This window comes from Streptomyces sp. NPDC031479 (assembly GCF_055581065.1).
The window spans coordinates 1-16,720 of record NZ_JBVIKC010000009.1 but is presented as its reverse complement, the minus strand read 5'-3'; the positions used below and the strand labels follow the sequence as shown (position 1 = coordinate 16,720).

At 74.3% G+C, this 16,720-nt stretch carries 13 protein-coding genes; 8 read left to right on the top strand and 5 right to left on the bottom strand.

The genetic code is table 11. From position 1 onward, the window contains the following. Positions 1 to 52 precede the first annotated feature (52 nt). Positions 53 to 1,123 (bottom strand): mechanosensitive ion channel family protein, encoded by a 1,071-nt coding sequence (locus ACZ5D2_RS12695; RefSeq protein WP_371678503.1) that lies wholly within the window; start codon positions 1,121 to 1,123, stop codon positions 53 to 55. Between the two features lie 263 nt (positions 1,124 to 1,386). On the opposite strand from ACZ5D2_RS12695, the gene ACZ5D2_RS12690 reads away from it, so the two are divergent. After that, complete coding sequence (locus ACZ5D2_RS12690) at positions 1,387 to 1,923, top strand: HNH endonuclease (RefSeq protein ID WP_371678504.1); 537 nt, start codon at positions 1,387 to 1,389, stop codon at positions 1,921 to 1,923. A gap of 14 nt (positions 1,924 to 1,937) precedes the next feature. On the opposite strand, the gene ACZ5D2_RS12685 is transcribed toward ACZ5D2_RS12690, so the two are convergent. Further along, positions 1,938 to 4,928, bottom strand: coding sequence for a beta-N-acetylglucosaminidase domain-containing protein (locus tag ACZ5D2_RS12685; protein ID WP_468928924.1), 2,991 nt, complete (start codon positions 4,926 to 4,928; stop codon positions 1,938 to 1,940). A 200-nt stretch (positions 4,929 to 5,128) separates the two neighbouring features. Here ACZ5D2_RS12685 and ACZ5D2_RS12680 point away from each other — a divergent pair, with 200 nt between their 5' ends. The 3 genes from ACZ5D2_RS12680 to ACZ5D2_RS12670 are packed head-to-tail and all read left to right on the top strand — an operon-like array spanning position 5,129 to position 7,658. Beyond that, the gene (locus ACZ5D2_RS12680) at positions 5,129 to 5,371 is read left to right on the top strand and encodes a hypothetical protein (RefSeq protein WP_468928922.1); all 243 of its coding nucleotides are present in this window, start codon (positions 5,129 to 5,131) and stop codon (positions 5,369 to 5,371) included. A 41-nt stretch (positions 5,372 to 5,412) separates the two neighbouring features. Then, entirely contained in the window at positions 5,413 to 7,371 is a 1,959-nt protein-coding gene (locus tag ACZ5D2_RS12675; protein WP_371678507.1) for a 4-alpha-glucanotransferase, read from the top strand. A 56-nt stretch (positions 7,372 to 7,427) separates the two neighbouring features. Continuing rightward, positions 7,428 to 7,658 carry a hypothetical protein gene (locus ACZ5D2_RS12670; RefSeq protein ID WP_030229592.1) on the top strand — a complete coding sequence of 77 codons (231 nt, stop codon included), beginning with the start codon at positions 7,428 to 7,430 and terminating at the stop codon, positions 7,656 to 7,658. Positions 7,659 to 7,804: 146 nt separating this feature from the next. Here ACZ5D2_RS12670 and ACZ5D2_RS12665 read toward each other — a convergent pair whose 3' ends face one another. Continuing rightward, positions 7,805 to 8,323, bottom strand: coding sequence for a MarR family winged helix-turn-helix transcriptional regulator (locus tag ACZ5D2_RS12665; RefSeq protein ID WP_371678508.1), 519 nt, complete (start codon positions 8,321 to 8,323; stop codon positions 7,805 to 7,807). A gap of 133 nt (positions 8,324 to 8,456) precedes the next feature. Between ACZ5D2_RS12665 and ACZ5D2_RS12660 the strand changes: the two genes are divergently transcribed. From ACZ5D2_RS12660 to ACZ5D2_RS12650, 3 genes are read left to right on the top strand one after another with little or no spacing between them, the layout of a single operon-like run. Beyond that, a complete protein-coding gene (locus tag ACZ5D2_RS12660) occupies positions 8,457 to 9,422 on the top strand; it encodes an EamA family transporter (RefSeq protein ID WP_371678509.1) in 966 nt (321 codons plus the stop codon). A 43-nt stretch (positions 9,423 to 9,465) separates the two neighbouring features. Next, positions 9,466 to 10,407, top strand: coding sequence for a DMT family transporter (locus tag ACZ5D2_RS12655; RefSeq protein ID WP_371678510.1), 942 nt, complete (start codon positions 9,466 to 9,468; stop codon positions 10,405 to 10,407). 10 nt (positions 10,408 to 10,417) lie between these two features. After that, positions 10,418 to 11,311 (top strand): LysR family transcriptional regulator, encoded by an 894-nt coding sequence (locus tag ACZ5D2_RS12650; protein ID WP_468928918.1) that lies wholly within the window; start codon positions 10,418 to 10,420, stop codon positions 11,309 to 11,311. 386 nt (positions 11,312 to 11,697) lie between these two features. Here ACZ5D2_RS12650 and pepN read toward each other — a convergent pair whose 3' ends face one another. After that, entirely contained in the window at positions 11,698 to 14,277 is a 2,580-nt protein-coding gene (pepN, locus tag ACZ5D2_RS12645; RefSeq protein ID WP_371678513.1) for an aminopeptidase N, read from the bottom strand. Between the two features lie 139 nt (positions 14,278 to 14,416). Between pepN and ACZ5D2_RS12640 the strand changes: the two genes are divergently transcribed. After that, the gene (locus ACZ5D2_RS12640; RefSeq protein WP_371678514.1) at positions 14,417 to 14,947 is read left to right on the top strand and encodes a DUF1203 domain-containing protein; all 531 of its coding nucleotides are present in this window, start codon (positions 14,417 to 14,419) and stop codon (positions 14,945 to 14,947) included. 57 nt (positions 14,948 to 15,004) lie between these two features. On the opposite strand, the gene ACZ5D2_RS12635 is transcribed toward ACZ5D2_RS12640, so the two are convergent. Beyond that, positions 15,005 to 16,036 (bottom strand): aspartate-semialdehyde dehydrogenase, encoded by a 1,032-nt coding sequence (locus ACZ5D2_RS12635; protein WP_371678515.1) that lies wholly within the window; start codon positions 16,034 to 16,036, stop codon positions 15,005 to 15,007. Positions 16,037 to 16,720 lie beyond the last annotated feature (684 nt).

The window sequence follows — 16,720 nt, the reverse complement described above, 5'->3', positions numbered from 1 at the left end:
GGGGCAGCGGGTGGAGGGTGAGGGGCGTGAGGTACGTGAGGTGCGTGAAGGGCTACTTGGAGATCCGGGGGTTGCCGGGCGAGGCCGGCGCCGGGATCGGGTTGGTGGCCATGGACTGCGGGGAGGAGGGGTTGGCCAGCGCCGACGGCGGGGCGACGGAGGCGGCCGGGTCCGGGCTCTCCTCCGGCTCGGAGGAGTCCGGCAGACCGCCGATGATCCGGATGCCCGCGGCGTCGAACGCCTCCTTGATCCGCCAGCGCAGCTCGCGCTCCACGGCGAACTGCTGGCCCGGCATGGTCTTCGCCGACACCTTCACCGTCATCGAGGCCAGCAGCACCTCGTCCAGGCCCAGCACCTCCACCGGCCCCCACAGGCGCTCGTCCCACGGGGACTCCTTCGCCAGCGAGTCCGCGACACCCTGGACCACCCGGCGGATGTGCGCGAGGTTCTCCGTCGGCTTGACCTGCACGGCCACGCCGGCGGTGGCCCAGCCCTGGCTGAGGTTGCCGATCCGCTTGATCTCGCCGTTGCGGACGTACCAGATCTCACCGTTGTCGCCGCGCAGCTTCGTCACGCGCAGTCCGACCTCGATCACCTCGCCGGAGGCCACCCCGGCGTCGATCTTGTCGCCGACGCCGTACTGGTCCTCCATGATCATGAACACGCCGGAGAGGAAGTCCGTCACCAGGTTGCGGGCGCCGAAACCGATCGCGACACCCGCCACACCGGCACTCGCCAGCAGCGGGGCCAGGTCGATCTTCAGGGCGGCCAGCACCATCAGCGCCGCCGTGCCGAGGATCAGGAACGAGGCCACCGACCGCAGCACCGAACCGATCGCCTCGGACCGCTGGCGCCGCCGCTCGGCATTGACCAGCAGCCCGCCCAGCGCGGTGCCCTCGACGGCCTCGGCGCTGGTGTTCATCCTGCTTATGAGCTTGGTCAGGGCCTTGCGGACCACCGAACGCAGCAGCGCCGCTATCACGACGATCAGCAGGATGCGCAGGCCGATGCTCAGCCAGGTGGCCCAGTTCTCCTCGATGAAGCTCGCGGCGTTGGTCACGCTCTCGGCGGCGTCGTCGGTGGTGTTCGCTGCCAACGGGAGCAGGGTGGCGGGCGAGGGCACGGCGGGGAACCTCCAGGCATAGCGGTCTGCCCGCGGGACGTGGGTGCGGGACAGACCAACCACACTAACGGGGCACGGGCCCGACGCCGTTGTCGTGTTCGAGGGAGAGCCCCGACGCGCCGGGGGATGACAGGGGGTGTGGTCGAAAACACCTCGGACCCGTTACGGGCGCGTGGTGGCGCTTCGACCAGCCGTAAGGGGAGACTGGAGAGCAGATCGTCCCGGCGCGAGCCACGCGCCGCCGGCGTACAAGGAGGCAGTCCGTGCCGCACGTCCTGGTCCTCAACGCGTCGTACGAGCCCCTCGGCGTCGTACCGCTCCGCCGCGCGCTCGTCCTCGTCCTGGAGAACAAAGCGGTCTCCCTGGAAGAATCGGGCGCCTTTCTGCACAGCGCGACGAGAGCCGTCCCCGCTCCCAGCGTGGTCCGGCTCAAGCGCTTCGTGCGGGTCCCCTACCGGGGGCCCGTTCCACTCACCCGCCGCGCGCTCTTCGCCCGCGACGGTGGCCGCTGCATGTACTGCGGGGCCGTCGCCACCAGCGTCGACCACGTCATCCCGCGCAGCCGGGGCGGCCAGCACGCCTGGGACAACGTCGTCGCCGCGTGCCGCCGCTGCAACCACGTCAAGGCCGACCGGCACCTGCTGGAGCTCGGCTGGCGGCTGCGCCACCAGCCCGCCCCGCCGTCCGGCCTGGCCTGGCGGATCATCGGAACGGGCCACAGGGATCCCCGCTGGATGCCGTACCTCCAGCCGTACGGGGCGGACGACGCGCTGGAGCGCATCGGGGTCGCCGCGTCATAGGGGCGCGGACCCGGCTACGGGACCACCGAGAAGGCCGAGGCCGACCAGAGGCTGCAGCCGAAACGGGTAGCCCGGCGGTCGCAGGTGACACGGACGAACCGGGTGTCCGGAGCGTCCAGCCGGACGGTGTCCACACCGCCCCGCGAGGTCACCGCGACGGCCGGGCGCCAGCTCACCCCGTCGGCGGACGTCTCGACCCGGTAGGCGGAGGGGTACGCCTCCTGCCAGTGCAGGCGCAGCAGCCCGATCCGGGCCGGGGCCGCCAGTTCCGCCCGCCACCAGGCGCCGTCCACCGCCGGCGAGGACCACCGGGTGGCGTCCGAACCGTCCACCGCCGCCGACGCCGGGAAGCGCGGGTCCTCGTCCGCCGAGGAGGACGCCCGCGCGCCGCGCAGCAGGTCCGGGCCACCGGTGCGCGGCACGGCCCGCACGGTCAGGGTGCGCGTCTCCCCGGCGAAGGCGACCGGGACGGCGTAGGTCCCGGCCGGGGTGCCCGCCGGCACCGTCACCTCCAGCGGGACGGACACCCGCGTGCCGCGCGGCACCACCACGTCCCCCGGCACCCGGACGGCCACCCCGGCCGGCGGGGCCGCCGTGAACGGGCCGCGCACCTCGCCCGGTCCCAGCGCCGACAACTGCGCGGTCACCGTGCGCGGGCCGCCGCCGATCTCCACGTCGGCCGGCGCCCCGTCGGCCAGGTCCAGAGCGACCCGCGGCCCGTCCGCGAACCACGGCACCACCGCGTGGACCACCGGGTCGGCGCCCGTCCACGACAGCCGCACGGCGTCGGCGCGCACCCCGGCCGCGTCGGCCTGGGTCCACCCGGAGACGGTCGCCTCGCCGATCCGGCGCCAGCCCTCGCCCGGCACCCGCACCTCCACCACCGCGCCCCGCGCGTCGGCGGCCGGCGGGTCCGTCATGACGGTGACCGCGGACAGCGGGCGCGCGGAGTCCAGCCGGACCGTCCAGGAGCCGGGCGCGTGCTCCACGGTGCCCTCCCGGCGGGCCGCGCCCGTCCAGCCGTCGGACTCCTCGGCCGCCCTCTTCAGGAAGGGGTCCAGCACGGAGGTGTCCACCCGGGCCCCGCCCTTCTCGGCCAGGGCCCGCCGTGCCGCGTCCAGTTCCCGAGAGGCCTGCCAGGCGGCGGCGCCGTCGCCGCGGGCCTCGGCCCGCAGCAGGTCCACGGCCAGCTCGCCCGCGGCCCCGTAGCGCGAGAGCCGCTCCAGCCAGGGGCCCGCCTCGGCGGCGTACGAGGGCAGCCGGGCCGGGGCCTCCCGCAGCACGGTGAAGGCCGCCCGCAGCCGCTCGCCCGCCTTGGGGTCACCGGTGGCGCGGGCCCGCCAGAACTCCTCCACCAGCGGCTTCAGGTACGCGGACTCCTCCAGCTTGAGCCCCGAGGAGGCGGTGTTGCCGGCCAGGGCGGCCAGCGCCTCGCGGGTGCGCCGGTCGGGGCCCGCCAGTTCGCGCACGGCCGCGGCCCAGGATTCCCCGGCCCGGTAGCCGCGCGGGTTCCAGGCGTAGTCCGCCGCCGTGAACAGCGGGATCCGCGACAGCGTGCCCTGTTCCATGGCGTTGGCCAGCACCCCGGCCGAGCCTCCGGCCACCGCCGGGTCGCGGCCCGCGTAGGGGCCGAGGAAGATGCGGCCCGGGTCCCAGTCGTTGACCGGGTAGTTGTCCATGGTGACCAGCGGGTGCCCGAGCGCGGACCGGGCTCCGGCCAGCTCCTTGCCCGTGATGGTGCGCGGCACCACGCCCACGCCCGTCCAGGCCACCTCCACCCGGGGGTCCAGCGCGCCGGCCAGCGCCGTCCGGTAGGTGGTGGCGCCGTCCTGGAAGTACTCGGTCGGCAGCAGCGACAGCGGTGCGGCCCCCGGGTGCCGGGCGGCCAGGTGCGCCGCCAGTTCGCCCGCGACCTCCGCGTGCGCCTTCGCCGCCGCCGCGGGACCCGTGCCGTAGCGGACCCGGTCGGCCCGGCAGCCCCACTCCGTGTAGCTGACGTCCTGGAACTGCAGCTGGAAGGACCGGAAACCCAGCTCCCACATGGCGTCCACCTTGCGCAGCAGCGCCGCCCGCTCGTCCGCCGAGGCCAGGCACATGGACTGCCCCGGGGACACCGCCCAGCCGAGGACGACCCGGTTGGCGCGGGCCCGTTCCGCCAGGGCCCGGAACTCCTCCTGCCGCTCCGGCGGGTAGGGGTCGCGCCAGCCCGTCGTGCGGTACGGGTCGTCGCCGGGGGCCAGCAGCAGGCGGTTCTGCTTGGTGCGGCCCAGGAAGTCGATCTGGGCGAGCCGCTGCTCCCGCGACCAGGGCTGCCCGTAGAACCCCTCGGTGACCCCGCGCACGGGGGCGATCGGCCAGTCGCGCACCAGCATCCCGGGCACCTTCCCGGGCCCGGCCGCCAGCAGTTGACGCAGCGTCTGCGCGGCGTGGAACAGCCCGTCCTCGCCCACCCCGGCCAGCGCGACCGTGTCCCGGCCGCCGGTGCGGCCCACCGCCAGCCGGTACCCGCCGTCGGGCAGGTCGCCGGCGGCGGCCGCACCGAGGGAGCGCAGCGCGGCCTCGGCGTCGGGCCCCTGGAGCCGTACGACGAGGGCCCGTTCGGGCAGCGCGGCCCCGGGGGTCCGCTCGTGCAGGGTCCGTACGCCCGCCCCGCGCAGGGCGGTGCGCACCACCTCGGCGGCGTACGGGTCCACGTCGTGCGGCGCGACCAGCACGGCCTCCGCCCCCACCGGCAGCTCCCGTCCCGGATCGGCGACCGCCGACTGCGGCCGGGGCCACACGGCGGGCCCCTCGGCGGCGGTTCGCGGCGGATCGGAGCCCGGGTCGAGCAACGGTACGGGGACCGCGGCGGAAGCGGCGGCCGAGCCGCCGTCGGAACGCGGCGTACCGGAGGTCTTCGGCGTGGCGGTGATGCCCTGCGGGGTCGCGGCGACCGCCCCGCCCAGCAGGCTCCCGATGACGGCGACCGCCGCCGCGGTGCTCCGCTTCCTGCCCCTGAGCTGCACGGAGCCTCCCCGTCCCGAGTCGTCCCCCGCCCGTACGAACGAGCCAGAGCCCACCACCCGTGCGGCTGAAGTGTCAATCGGGGCGGGTGATCTGACCTGGATCCGCCAGGAATGCGATGCCTCCGACTGGGTATGGCTGCGGTGTTCACCGGGGGTGTTGCATGGGCGCGTCCGACGGACCCGCACGAAGGAGTGCTCCCATGAACGCCCGAACCGCCGCCCGAACCGCCGCCCGCACCACCGCCGCCCGAACCACCGACCGCGCCCACGCCCCGCTCGCCCACCTGCCCGCCCCGTCCGGGCCGGCGCAGGGCCCCCTCACCAGCGAGCCCCCGCTGGCCGGCTCCGCGTACGCGCCGCTGACCAGCGAACCCCCGCTGCTGGAGGAGGCCCCGCTCACGAGCGAGCCGACCACCCCCGCACCGTCCGCCGCGGGCCTCTAGGGCACCGGGCGGGCCGCCCCACCCCACGACAAGGGAGCTCCATGGACGACCTCGCCCGGCTCGCGGCCCTGCACGGCGTCGCCACCCGCTACCAGCCCGCCGAGGACGTCACCGTCGACGTCCCCGAGGCCACGGTCCGGGCCGTCCTCGGGCTGATCGGGGTACCGGTCGACACCGCCGGGGACGTCCGGGGCCTGGCCGACTCCGCCGAACGGGAGCGGGCCGCGCGGCTGCTGCCGGCCACGGTCGTGCAGTGGCGCGGGGAGGCCGTCCCGGCCGTCCTGGCCGCGCTGCCGCCCGGGACCCGGCTGCGGGTGGCCCCCGAGGACGGGGCGGCGCGGCGGGACTGGGACGCGCAGCTGCCCCTCGGGGTCCACCGGCTCACCGCGCAGGCCCCCGACGGGCGCACCGCGGAGGCCACCCTGATCGTGGCCCCGGACCGGGCGCCGGCCACCCCCGGCCGGGCCCACGGGCTCCTGGTCCAGCTGTACTCGCTGCTCTCGGAGCGCTCCTGGGGCATGGGCGACCTCGGGGACCTGGCGGAGCTGGCCCGCTGGGCGGCCCGCACCCACGGCGCCGGGTTCGTCCAGGTCAACCCGGTGCACGCGGCCGTTCCGGGCACGCCGAGCGACCCCTCCCCGTACCGGCCGGCCTCGCGCCGCTTCCCCGACCCGGTGTACCTGCGGGTCGAGGACGTCCCCGAGTACGCGCACTGCCCGGAGCGGGCCGCCCTCGACGAACTGGCCTCCCGGGGCGGGCGGCTGCGCCGGGAGGTGCTGGAGAAGGGCGCCCTGATCGACCGGGACGCCGTCTGGGACCTCAAGCGCGCCGCCCTGGAACTGCTGTACGCCGTACCGCGTTCCCCCGTACGGCAGGCCGCCTACGAGGAGTTCCGCGCCGGGCAGGGCACCCTGCTGGAGCGGCACGCCGCCTGGTGCGCGGCGGCCGCGGGGGAGGATCCGGCGGAGCGCGCCGACTTCCACGCCTGGCTGGTGTGGCTGACGGACGAGCAGCTCACGGCCGCCCAGCGGGCCGCCCGGGAGGCCGGGATGGCGGTCGGGATCGTGCACGACCTCGCGGTGGGAGTGCACCCCGAGGGCTCCGACGCCCGGACCGGGCCCTTCCACGCCCGGCACGTCTCGGTGGGCGCCCCGCCGGACGCCTTCAACGCGCGGGGCCAGGACTGGGGGCTGCCGCCCTGGCGCCCCGACGCCCTGGAGGAGTCCGCGTACGCGCCCTTCCGCGACCTGCTGCGCGGTGTGTTCCGCTACGCGGGCGCGGTGCGCGTCGACCACGTCATGGGCCTGTTCCGGCTCTGGTGGATCCCCGAGGGTGCCCCGCCCGCCGACGGCACGTACGTCTCCTACGACGGCGAGGCGATGCTGGCCGTCCTGGTGCTGGAGGCCCATCGGGCCGGGGCGCCGGTGGTCGGGGAGGACCTCGGGACGGTGGAGCCGCGGGTGCGCCGCGCGCTGGCCCGGCGCGGGATCCTGGGCACCTCCGTGCTGTGGTTCGAGCGGGACTGGTCCGGCGACGGCGATCCGCTGCCGCCCGGGGCCTGGCGGGAGGACTGCCTGGCCACCGCCACCACCCACGACCTGCCGCCCAGCGCGGCGAAACTGGCCGGGGCGCACGTCGAACTGCGCGACCGGCTCGGCCTGCTGACCCGCCCGCCGGAGCGGGAGCGGGCCGAGGACGCCGCCGACACCGCGCAGTGGCTGCGGGTACTGGACGGGCTCGGGCTGGAGACCAAGGGCGAAGAGGCCGCCGTGCAGGCCCTGTACGCCTTCCTGCTGCGCACGCCCGCCCGGCTGGTCGGCGTGTGGCTGCCGGACGCGGTGGGGGACCGGCGGCCGCAGAACCTGCCGGGCACCTGGGACCAGTACCCCAACTGGCGGCTGCCGGTCGCGGACGAGGCGGGCCGCCCGCTGACCCTGGAGGCACTCACGGCCTCGCCCCGGGCGAACGCCCTGCTGAGCGCGGTGCGGAAGGGGGCGTGAACCCGTACGGCACCCCCGGGCGCGCGCCCGCTTCGGGTGTTCGCTACTTTGGCACCGTGGACAAGAAGAACGCTCTGCGCGCCGGCGCCGTCACGGCCGGATCGACGCTGATGATGCTGCTGATGACGTCTCCCGCCCTCGCGCTCACCCGCGACGACGGCGACGACCCGGGTCCGGGCCTGAGCATTGGCGAGACGATCGGCCTCTACGTGGCCCTGCCGATCGTGCTGTTCCTGGTCATCGCGGGTCTCGTGATGGTCACCGACAAGTCGCGCAAGCAGCAGTAACACCAGAACGGACGTGGGCCGGCCCGACGGGGCGGCGCCACTCCCGAAGACTTCCGGGGCGCCGGAGGTCCATCCGCCCGGCTCCGGCCCGGCGCGGGCGGACCTCCGGCGCCCCGTCGTGTCCGCGGCTGCCCGCAAGGGACGGCCTAGTGCTGCGGGACGTCGGCCAGCAGCTTGCGGAGCAGTCCCGTCAGGACCTCGACCTCCTCGGCGCCGAAGCCCTTGAGGGCGGCGGCCTGCGTCTCCAGGCCGGCCCCGACCGCCTCGTCGATGAGCGCGAGTCCGCGCTCGGTGATGGTGACCTGGAGGCCGCGGCGGTCGTGCGGGTCCGGGCTGCGCGTGAGCAGTCCGGCCTTCTCCAGCTTGTCCAGGCGCCCGGTCATGCCGCCGGTGGTGAGCATGAGCGTGGCCGACAGCTGGCGGGGCGAGAGCGTGTACGGGGCCCCGGAGCGCCGCAGCGTGGCGACGACGTCGAACTCCCCGGTGGAGATCCCGTAGCGGTTGTAGACCCGCTCCATCGCGTCGCCCATGGCTCTGGCGATCCGGTAGATCCGGCCGAAGACGCTCATGGGGGCGGTGTCCAGGTCCGGTCGTACCGCGAACCACTGTGCGGTGATCGCGTCGACGGCGTCCTTGCTGGTTTCTTCCCTGATGGCCTGGTTCATGTCCGAAGTATCCAAGTTCCGCTTCCTCGTTCGCAAGGAAGTAGCTTGCGGAAAACTAGCTTAGTAGTAAGCTACTTACGAGCGATCTAGTTGGGGGCAGCGGGCTCCCGGTCGCCGCCGCCGAGGAGTCGCCGTGAACCGCGTCGCCACCATCGCACTGACCGCGCTGGCCCCCATCTCCTGGGGCTCCACGTACGTCGTCGCCAGCGAGCTACTGCCGCCCGACCGGCCGCTCTTCACCGGGGCGATGCGGGCCCTGCCGGCCGGACTCCTGCTGATAGCCCTCTCCAGGACCCTCCCCAAGGGCGCCTGGTGGTGGAAGTCCGCCGTCCTCGGCACCCTGAACATCGGGGCCTTCTTCCCCCTCCTCTTCCTCGCCGCCTACCGGCTGCCCGGCGGCGTCGCCGCCGTACTGGGCGCCGCGGGCCCGCTGTTCGTCGTGGGCCTCGCGGCCCTCCTCCTGGGGGAACGGGCCAGGCTGCGCAACGTGCTCGCCGCCGTGGTCGCCGCGTTCGGCGTGAGCATGGTGGTGCTGACCGCGGAGGCTGAGCTCGACCTCATCGGCGTCATCGCCGGCATCGTCTCCTCCGCCTCCATGGGAGCCGGCACCGTGATGACCAAGCGCTGGGGGCGCCCCGAGGGCGTCGGCCCGCTGGCCGTGACCGGCTGGCAGCTCACCGCGGGCGGACTCGTCATCATCCCCATCGCCGCCCTCGTCGAAGGGGCCCCGCCCGCCCTCGACGGCAAGGCCTTCCTCGGCTACGGCTACATGATGCTGATCAACACCGGAGCCGCCTACGTCCTCTGGTTCCGCGGCATCGGCAAGCTCTCCGCCACCTCCGTCACCCTGCTCGGCCCGCTCTCCCCGCTCACCGCCGCCGTCATCGGCTGGGCCGCGCTGGGCCAGGCGCTGACCCCGATCCAGCTGGTGGGCATGGCGGTCGCCTTCGGAGCCACCGTCTTCGGCCAGCTCCCGGGCCGCGCCGACCGCACCTCCCCGGCCCCCGCGGCCGCGGCACCAAAGGAACCGTTCAGTTCTCCTGAAGCAACCGATCGAAATGTTTCGATGGACCTGAGTAATGCGGAGATGCGACGGTAGGGCACATCCAGACCAGCTCCAGAACCGAGGGGGAGACACCCAGGTGGCCGTCACGGACCGCGCCCGAACCGTTTCGCAGGAACAGCAGCAGTCCGACGGCGGAGGCGGGAAGAAGGGGGCCGCCGGGGTCGGCGTCCTCCTCGCCCTGCTCGCGACGGTCGTCTGGTCCGGCAGTTTCGTGGCCACCCGGGGCATGGCCGGTTCCGTCCCGCCCGTCCAGGCCGTCTTCTGGCGCTGGATCATCGCCGCCCTCGCGGTCGCCCCCTTCGCGGCCCGGCAGGCCTGGCAGCAGCGGGCCCTGATCCGCAAGCACCTCGGCTACGTCAGCCTCGCCACCCTCTTCGGCGTCACCCTCTACAACACCCTCGTCCACCAGGCCGGACTGACCACCTCCGCCTCCAACATGGGCATGATCATGGCTGCTTCGCCGGTCGTCATGGCCCTCTACGCCCGCCTCGGCGGCGAACGGCTCGGCATCCGGCGGACCTTCGGGATGCTGCTCGCGGCCTTCGGGGTCCTGCTCCTCGTCGGAGATGGCTCGCTCGGCTTCGACTTCACCGCCGGCGACCTGTGGATGTTCGCCGCCGCACTCTCCTTCGCCACCTACAGCGCGCTCCTGAAGCGCAAGCCCGCCGAGATCGGCGGCCTCGCCTTCCTGATCACCACCTTCGTGCTCGGCGCGCTGATGCTCGCCCCCGCCTACGCCGTCTCCCTCCACGTGCAGGGCGGCTTCGAGGCCACCGCCGGGACGGTCGGACCGCTGCTCTACGTCGGCGTGTTCTCCTCCGCCGTCGCCTTCTTCGCCTGGAACAAGGCCATCTCGATCATCGGCGCCGCCCGCGCGGGAGTCGTCTACTACCTCCAGCCGGTCTGCGTGGCGGGCCTGGGCCTCCTGCTCCTCGGCGAGCGCACCGGCCCGGCCGAACTGCTCAGCATGGTGCTGATCCTCGGCGGAGTCGGGCTGGCGAGTGTCACCCGGAGGTAGGTTCGGGGGCGTGATCGAGTGGGACATCAAGAAGCTGCGGATCCTGCGGACCCTGGCCCACCGGGGGACCGTCACCGCGACGGCCGAGGCGCTGCACATGACGCCCTCGGCCGTTTCGCAGCAGCTGACCAACCTCGCCCGGCAGCTGGGGGTCCCGCTGCTGGAGGCCCAGGGGCGCCGGGTCCGGCTCACCGACGCCGCCCACCTGGTGCTGCGTCACACCGAGGACGTCTTCGCCCAGCTGGAGCGGGCCGACGCCGAACTCACCGGGTACCTCGCCGGGGAGGCCGGGGAGGTACGGATCGGCGCCTTCTCGACCGCCGTTCCGGTGCTCGTCGTCCCCGCCGTCGCGGCCCTGCGGCGCAGCCACCCCGGGATCGAGGTCCGGATCCGGGAGACCGAGGCCGCCGAGTCCTACGAACTCCTCTCCGCCGGGGTTGTCGACCTGGCGCTGTCCCTCGCGGCCCACGCCCCGGGCGCCGGCGACCCCCGCTTCACCCGGGTCACCCTGCTGGAGGACCCCCTGGACGTCGCGCTGCCGCCCGGCCATCCGCTGGCCTCGGCGCGGGGCCTGCGGCTGGCCGACCTGGCCGGGGAGCGGTGGATCTACGGGGGCAGCGGACCCTGGTCGGAGATCACCCGCAGCGCGTGCGAGGCGGCGGGGTTCGTACCGGAGCAGGCGCACTCGGCGTCCGGGTGGACGGCGATCCTGGCGATGGTGGAGGCGGGGATGGGGGTCGCGCTCGTACCGCGGATGGTGTCGGGGCGGGCGGAGGGGGTCGCGGTGCGGATCCTGTACCAGGACCGGCCCACGCGGCACGTGATCGCCGCCCTGCGGCGGGGCTCGGAATCGGCCCCCGCCCTGGCCCGCGTCCTGACGGCCCTCCAGACCACGGCCGCCTGACCGCGGGCGTCGCCGCTGCGCGGGGCCCGTCCCCTACCCGCCCTTCCACCGTTCCCGCCTCAGGCGCCGGTGCGGCTGAAGGACCCGGGCGCGGCCCGTACCCGGGCCGGGCACCCACCGGGCGGGCAATCCCGGCGGGGCGGAAATCCAGCCCCGGCGTTTGAGGCGCGGGGTCCGGGGGCGGAGCCCCCGAAGGGTCCGGGCGGAGCCCGGGGAACGGTGGAAGGGCGGGTAGGGGACAGCCCCGCGCAGCGGCCACCCACCCGCACCCGGCCCGGGACCCGCACCCGGCCCGGGACCCGCACCGCGGCGCAGCTCCGGACGCGGAACGGCCCCGCCCGGCCCCCGGAGGGGCGGGCGGGGCCGGGGGCGTCAGCCCGGGGGTGTCAGCCCTGGGTGGCGGCGGCCGCGTCGGCGGCCTGGGCCTTCAGGGCGCGCTCGACCCCCGCCCGGGACTCCGACACCAGCCGCCGCAGCCCCGCGTTCGGCTCGGCCGAGGCCAGCCACGCGTCGGTCGCGTCGAGCGTCTCCCGCGAGACCTGCAGCGACGGGTACAGACCCACCGCGATCTGCTGCGCGATCTCGTGGCTCCGGGTGTCCCAGATCTCCTTGACCACGGCGAAGTACTTCGCCGCGTACGGCGCGAGCAGCTCCCGCTGGTCGGTCTGGACGAAGCCGCCGATCACGGCCTCCTGCACCGCGTTCGGCAGGTCCGCGGAGTCGATGACCGACGCCCACGTCTCCGCCTTGGCGGCCGCCGTCGGCCGCGCCGCACGGGCCGTCGCCGCGTGGCGCTCGCCCGCCGCCGTCGCGTCCCGCTCCAGCTCGGCCGCGATGGCCGGCTCGTCCGCGACACCGGTGGCGACCAGGCGCTCCAGGAACGCCCACCGCAGCTCGGTGTCCACGACCAGGCCCTCGACGGTCTCGGAGCCGTCCAGCAGCGCCGCCAGGTACGCGAGCTGCTCTTCGGTGCGGGCCGTCGCCGCGAAGGCCCGCGCCCACGCCAGCTGGTGGTCGCTGCCCGCCTCGGCCGTCCGCAGGTGGTCCCGCGTGGCCTCGGTCCAGGCGGCCAGGCCCCGCTCCCGCCACGCCGGGTCGGCGTACAGGTCCACGGCCAGCTTCACCTGGCGGTGCAGGGACTGCACGACGCCGATGTCGGACTCCTTGCCGATGCCCGACAGGACCAGCGCCAGGTAGTCGCGGGCGGCGAGCTCGCCGTCGCGGGTCATGTCCCAGGCGGAGGCCCAGCACAGGGCGCGCGGCAGCGACTCGGTGAAGTCGCCCAGGTGCGCGGTGACGTTGGCCAGCGAGACCTCGTCCAGGCGGACCTTGGCGTAGGACAGGTCGTCGTCGTTGAGCAGCACCACGGCCGGACGGGCGCGGCCCACCAGCTCCGGCACCGCCGTCCGCTCGCCGTCGATGTCCAGCTCGACGCGGTCCGTGCGGACCAGCTTGCCGTCCTGGAGCTCGTACAGGCCGACCGCGATGCGGTGCGGGCGCAGCACCGGCTCGCCCTTGGCGCCCGCGGGCAGGGCCGGGGCCTCCTGGCGGACGGCGAAGGCGGTGATCACGCCGTTCTCGTCCGTCTCGACCTCCGGGCGCAGGATGTTGATGCCCGCCGTCTCCAGCCACGCCTTCGACCAGGCGGTCAGGTCGCGGCCGGAGGTCTCCTCCAGCGCGCCCAGCAGGTCGGACAGCCGGGTGTTGCCGAACGCGTGCGCCTTGAAGTAGGCCTGCACGCCCTTGAAGAAGGCGTCCATGCCGACGTAGGCGACGAGCTGCTTGAGGACCGAGGCGCCCTTGGCGTACGTGATCCCGTCGAAGTTGACCAGGACGTCGTCCAGGTCACGGATGTCCGCCATGATCGGGTGCGTCGACGGCAGCTGGTCCTGGCGGTACGCCCAGGTCTTCATGGAGTTGGCGAAGGTGGTCCAGGCGTGCGGCCACTTCGAGCCCTCCGCGTACGCCTGGCAGGCGATGGAGGTGTACGTCGCGAACGACTCGTTCAGCCACAGGTCGTTCCACCACTCCATGGTGACCAGGTCGCCGAACCACATGTGCGCGAGCTCGTGGAGGATCGTCTCCGCGCGGACCTCGTACGCCGCGTCCGTCACCTTGGAGCGGAAGACGTACTGGTCGCGGATGGTGACCGCGCCGGCGTTCTCCATCGCGCCCGCGTTGAACTCCGGTACGAAGAGCTGGTCGTACTTGGCGAAGGGGTAGTCGTAGGCGAACTTCTCCTGGAACCAGTCGAAGCCCTGCCGGGTCACGTCGAAGATCGCGTCCGCGTCGAGGAACTCGGCGAGCGAGGGGCGGCAGTAGATGCCGAGCGGGACGGACTGGCCGTCCTTGCCCTCGTACGAGCTGTGGACGGCGTGGTACGGGCCGACGATCAGCGCGGTGATGTACGAGGAGATCCGCGGGGTCGGCTCGAAGGCCCACACCCGGTCCTTCGGCTCCGGCGTCGGGGAGTTCGAGATGACCGTCCAGCCCTCCGGGGCCGTCACGGTGAAACGGAACGTCGCCTTCAGGTCGGGCTGCTCGAAGCTGGCGAAGACCCGCCGCGCGTCCGGCACCTCGAACTGGGTGTACAGGTAGGCCTGCTGGTCGACCGGGTCGACGAAGCGGTGCAGGCCCTCGCCGGTGTTGGTGTAGGCGCAGTCGGCGACCACGCGGAGCTCGTTGGCCCCGGCGGCGAGCCCGGACAGGGCGATCCGCGAGTCGTGGAAGACGGCGGCGGCGTCCAGCGCCACGCCGTTCAGGACGACCTCGTGCACGGCCGGGGCGACCAGGTCGATGAAGGTCTCGGCGCCGGCCTCGGCCGACTCGAAGCGCACGGTGGTCACGGACGGGAAGGTGCCGCCCTCCTGCGCACCGCTGAGATCCAGTTCGACCTCGTACGAGTCGACGGTGAGCAGCTTCGCCCGCTGCTGAGCCTCTTCACGGGTGAGATTCGTGCCAGGCACGCGGTCATCTCCTTTGATGGTGACGTTGCCCCGCCATCCTTCCACGCGCTCCGCGTCGCCGCGCCGGACTAATCCACGGGCGAACGCGAGGTCCGATTCCCGCCAGCCCCGTCGGACCGGACGGGGCACGATCGCAGCCATGACCTCCTCCACGGTCCGCGCCGCCGGACCCCCTCCCGCCGTCCTGCCCCGCCCCCTCACCCCCGACGTCCTCGCCGAGCTGCGCCGGCGCGACGACGCGGGCCGGCCCTGCCTGCCGTACGAGGACCCGGAGGGCGGGGCCCCGCTGCGCTGCTGCCTGCGCCGCAGCCGGGCGGGCGAGCGCATCGCCCTGGTCTCCTACGCGCCGCTGCGCCGCTGGGCGGCCGGGGCCGGCGTGGATCCGGGGGCGTACGACGAGCAGGGGCCGGTGTTCGTGCACGCCGCCCCCTGCGCGGGTCCGCCGCGAGAAGGCGGCCTGCCGTTCGGGACGCCGGGGGCACTGCGCGTCGCCCGGCGCTACGACGCTGGCGGCCGGATCCTCGGCGGCCGCGTACTGGACCTCGGCGAGGAACCCGACGCGGTCGTCCGGCAGGCGCTGGCCGAGGCCTTCGACGACCCGGAGGTCGCCCTCGTGCACGTCCGCGCGGTGGAGTACGGCTGCTTCCTCTACGAGGTGCGGCGGCCGTGAAACGGGGGAGGGGCGGGCGCCGTACGGCACCCGCCCCTCCCGCGCCCGGGGCCCGGATCAGCCCTGGCGCAGCTCCTCGGCCACGAGCTCGGCGATCTGGACGGCGTTCAGCGCGGCGCCCTTGCGCAGGTTGTCGTTCGACAGGAACAGCGCGATGCCGTTGTCCACCGTCTCGTCGACGCGGATGCGGCCCACGTACGAGGCGTCCTTGCCGGCCGCCTGGAGGGGGGTCGGGATCTCGGACAGCTCGACGCCGGGGGCGTCCGCCAGCAGCTCGTAGGCGCGCTCGACGCTCAGCGGGCGGGTGAAGCGGGCGTTGACCTGCAGGGAGTGACCCGAGAAGACGGGGACGCGCACGCAGGTGCCGGAGACCTTGAGCTCCGGGATCTCCAGGATCTTGCGGGACTCGTTGCGGAGCTTCTGCTCCTCGTCGGTCTCGAAGGAGCCGTCGTCGACCAGGTTGCCCGCGAGCGGGACCACGTTGTAGGCGATCGGGCGCTTGTAGACGGCGGGCTCCGGGAAGTCCACCGCGCCGCCGTCGAAGGTCAGCTGGTCGGCGGCCTCGGAGACCGCGCAGGCCTGGCCCTTGAGCTCGGCCACGCCGGCCAGGCCCGAGCCGGAGACGGCCTGGTAGGTGGTGGCGACCAGCGCGGTCAGGCCGGCCTCGTCGTGCAGGGGGCGCAGCACGGGCATCGCGGCCATCGTGGTGCAGTTCGGGTTCGCGATGATGCCCTTGGGGCGGTTCTTGATCGCGTGCGGGTTGACCTCGGAGACGACGAGGGGGACCTCGGGGTCGCCGCGCCAGGCGGAGGAGTTGTCGATCACGACGGCGCCCTGGGAGGCGACCTTCTCGGCGAGGGCCCGGGAGGTGGAGCCGCCGGCGGAGAAGAGCACGATGTCCAGGCCGGAGTAGTCGGCCGTGGAGGCGTCCTCGATGGTGATCTCGCGGCCCTCCCACTCCAGGGTCGAGCCCGCCGAACGGGCCGAGGCGAACAGCCGCAGCTCGTCCACCGGGAACTTGCGCTCGGCCAGGATGCCGCGCATGACTCCGCCGACCTGTCCGGTGGCTCCGACGATTCCGACCCTCACGGTGACTCCTCTTGGTACGTAGGCGCGGGCGCGCGTGAGGCCATCATGCGTTCGACCCCACGAGGATTGTCCAATCCATTGTCCGAGCTGCGGACGGTGTCCGGGATGTGAACCGGTGTGGCGAGTCCGTGACGGGCGTGTTGCAGGGCCCCCGGACATCCGTTTTGCCTGGTCAAGGCCGGTTAGCGTCCGCTCTGTCGTGTCCGCTTTCCGGACAGTGCGTACCAGACATCGGAACGCCCGCCTCGGGGAGAACACCGTGCGGGACATCCGCCACCGCCGCCGGTCCGGCGTCGGCCGACGGCCACGACCACCGCGACCGGCGCGGGGCCGGGCTCGTCGAGGAGGTCACCGCCCGCGGGGCCTACCGCCACCCGGCGAGGTTCCAGCAGATCGCCGAAGCCAACGGCGGCAACCGCGCCGCGGGCACCCCGGGGCGCGCGGCCTCCGCCGCCTTCGTGCACGACACCCCGTCATCGCCCACGCGGTGGGCACCTACGCGCAGGATCTGAGCTCGATCGGCAGGTAGCGCGGCCCCGGCCCGAGGGGGCGGGTACGGCGAAGGGGGGGGGGGGCGGGGGGGGGGGCCGCCCCCCCCCCCCCCCCTCCCCCCCCCAAGGGGGGTGCGGGGGGGACCTCTCCATTTGTCCGCTTTCGAGGACGGGGGGGGTGTCGTGGGGGGTG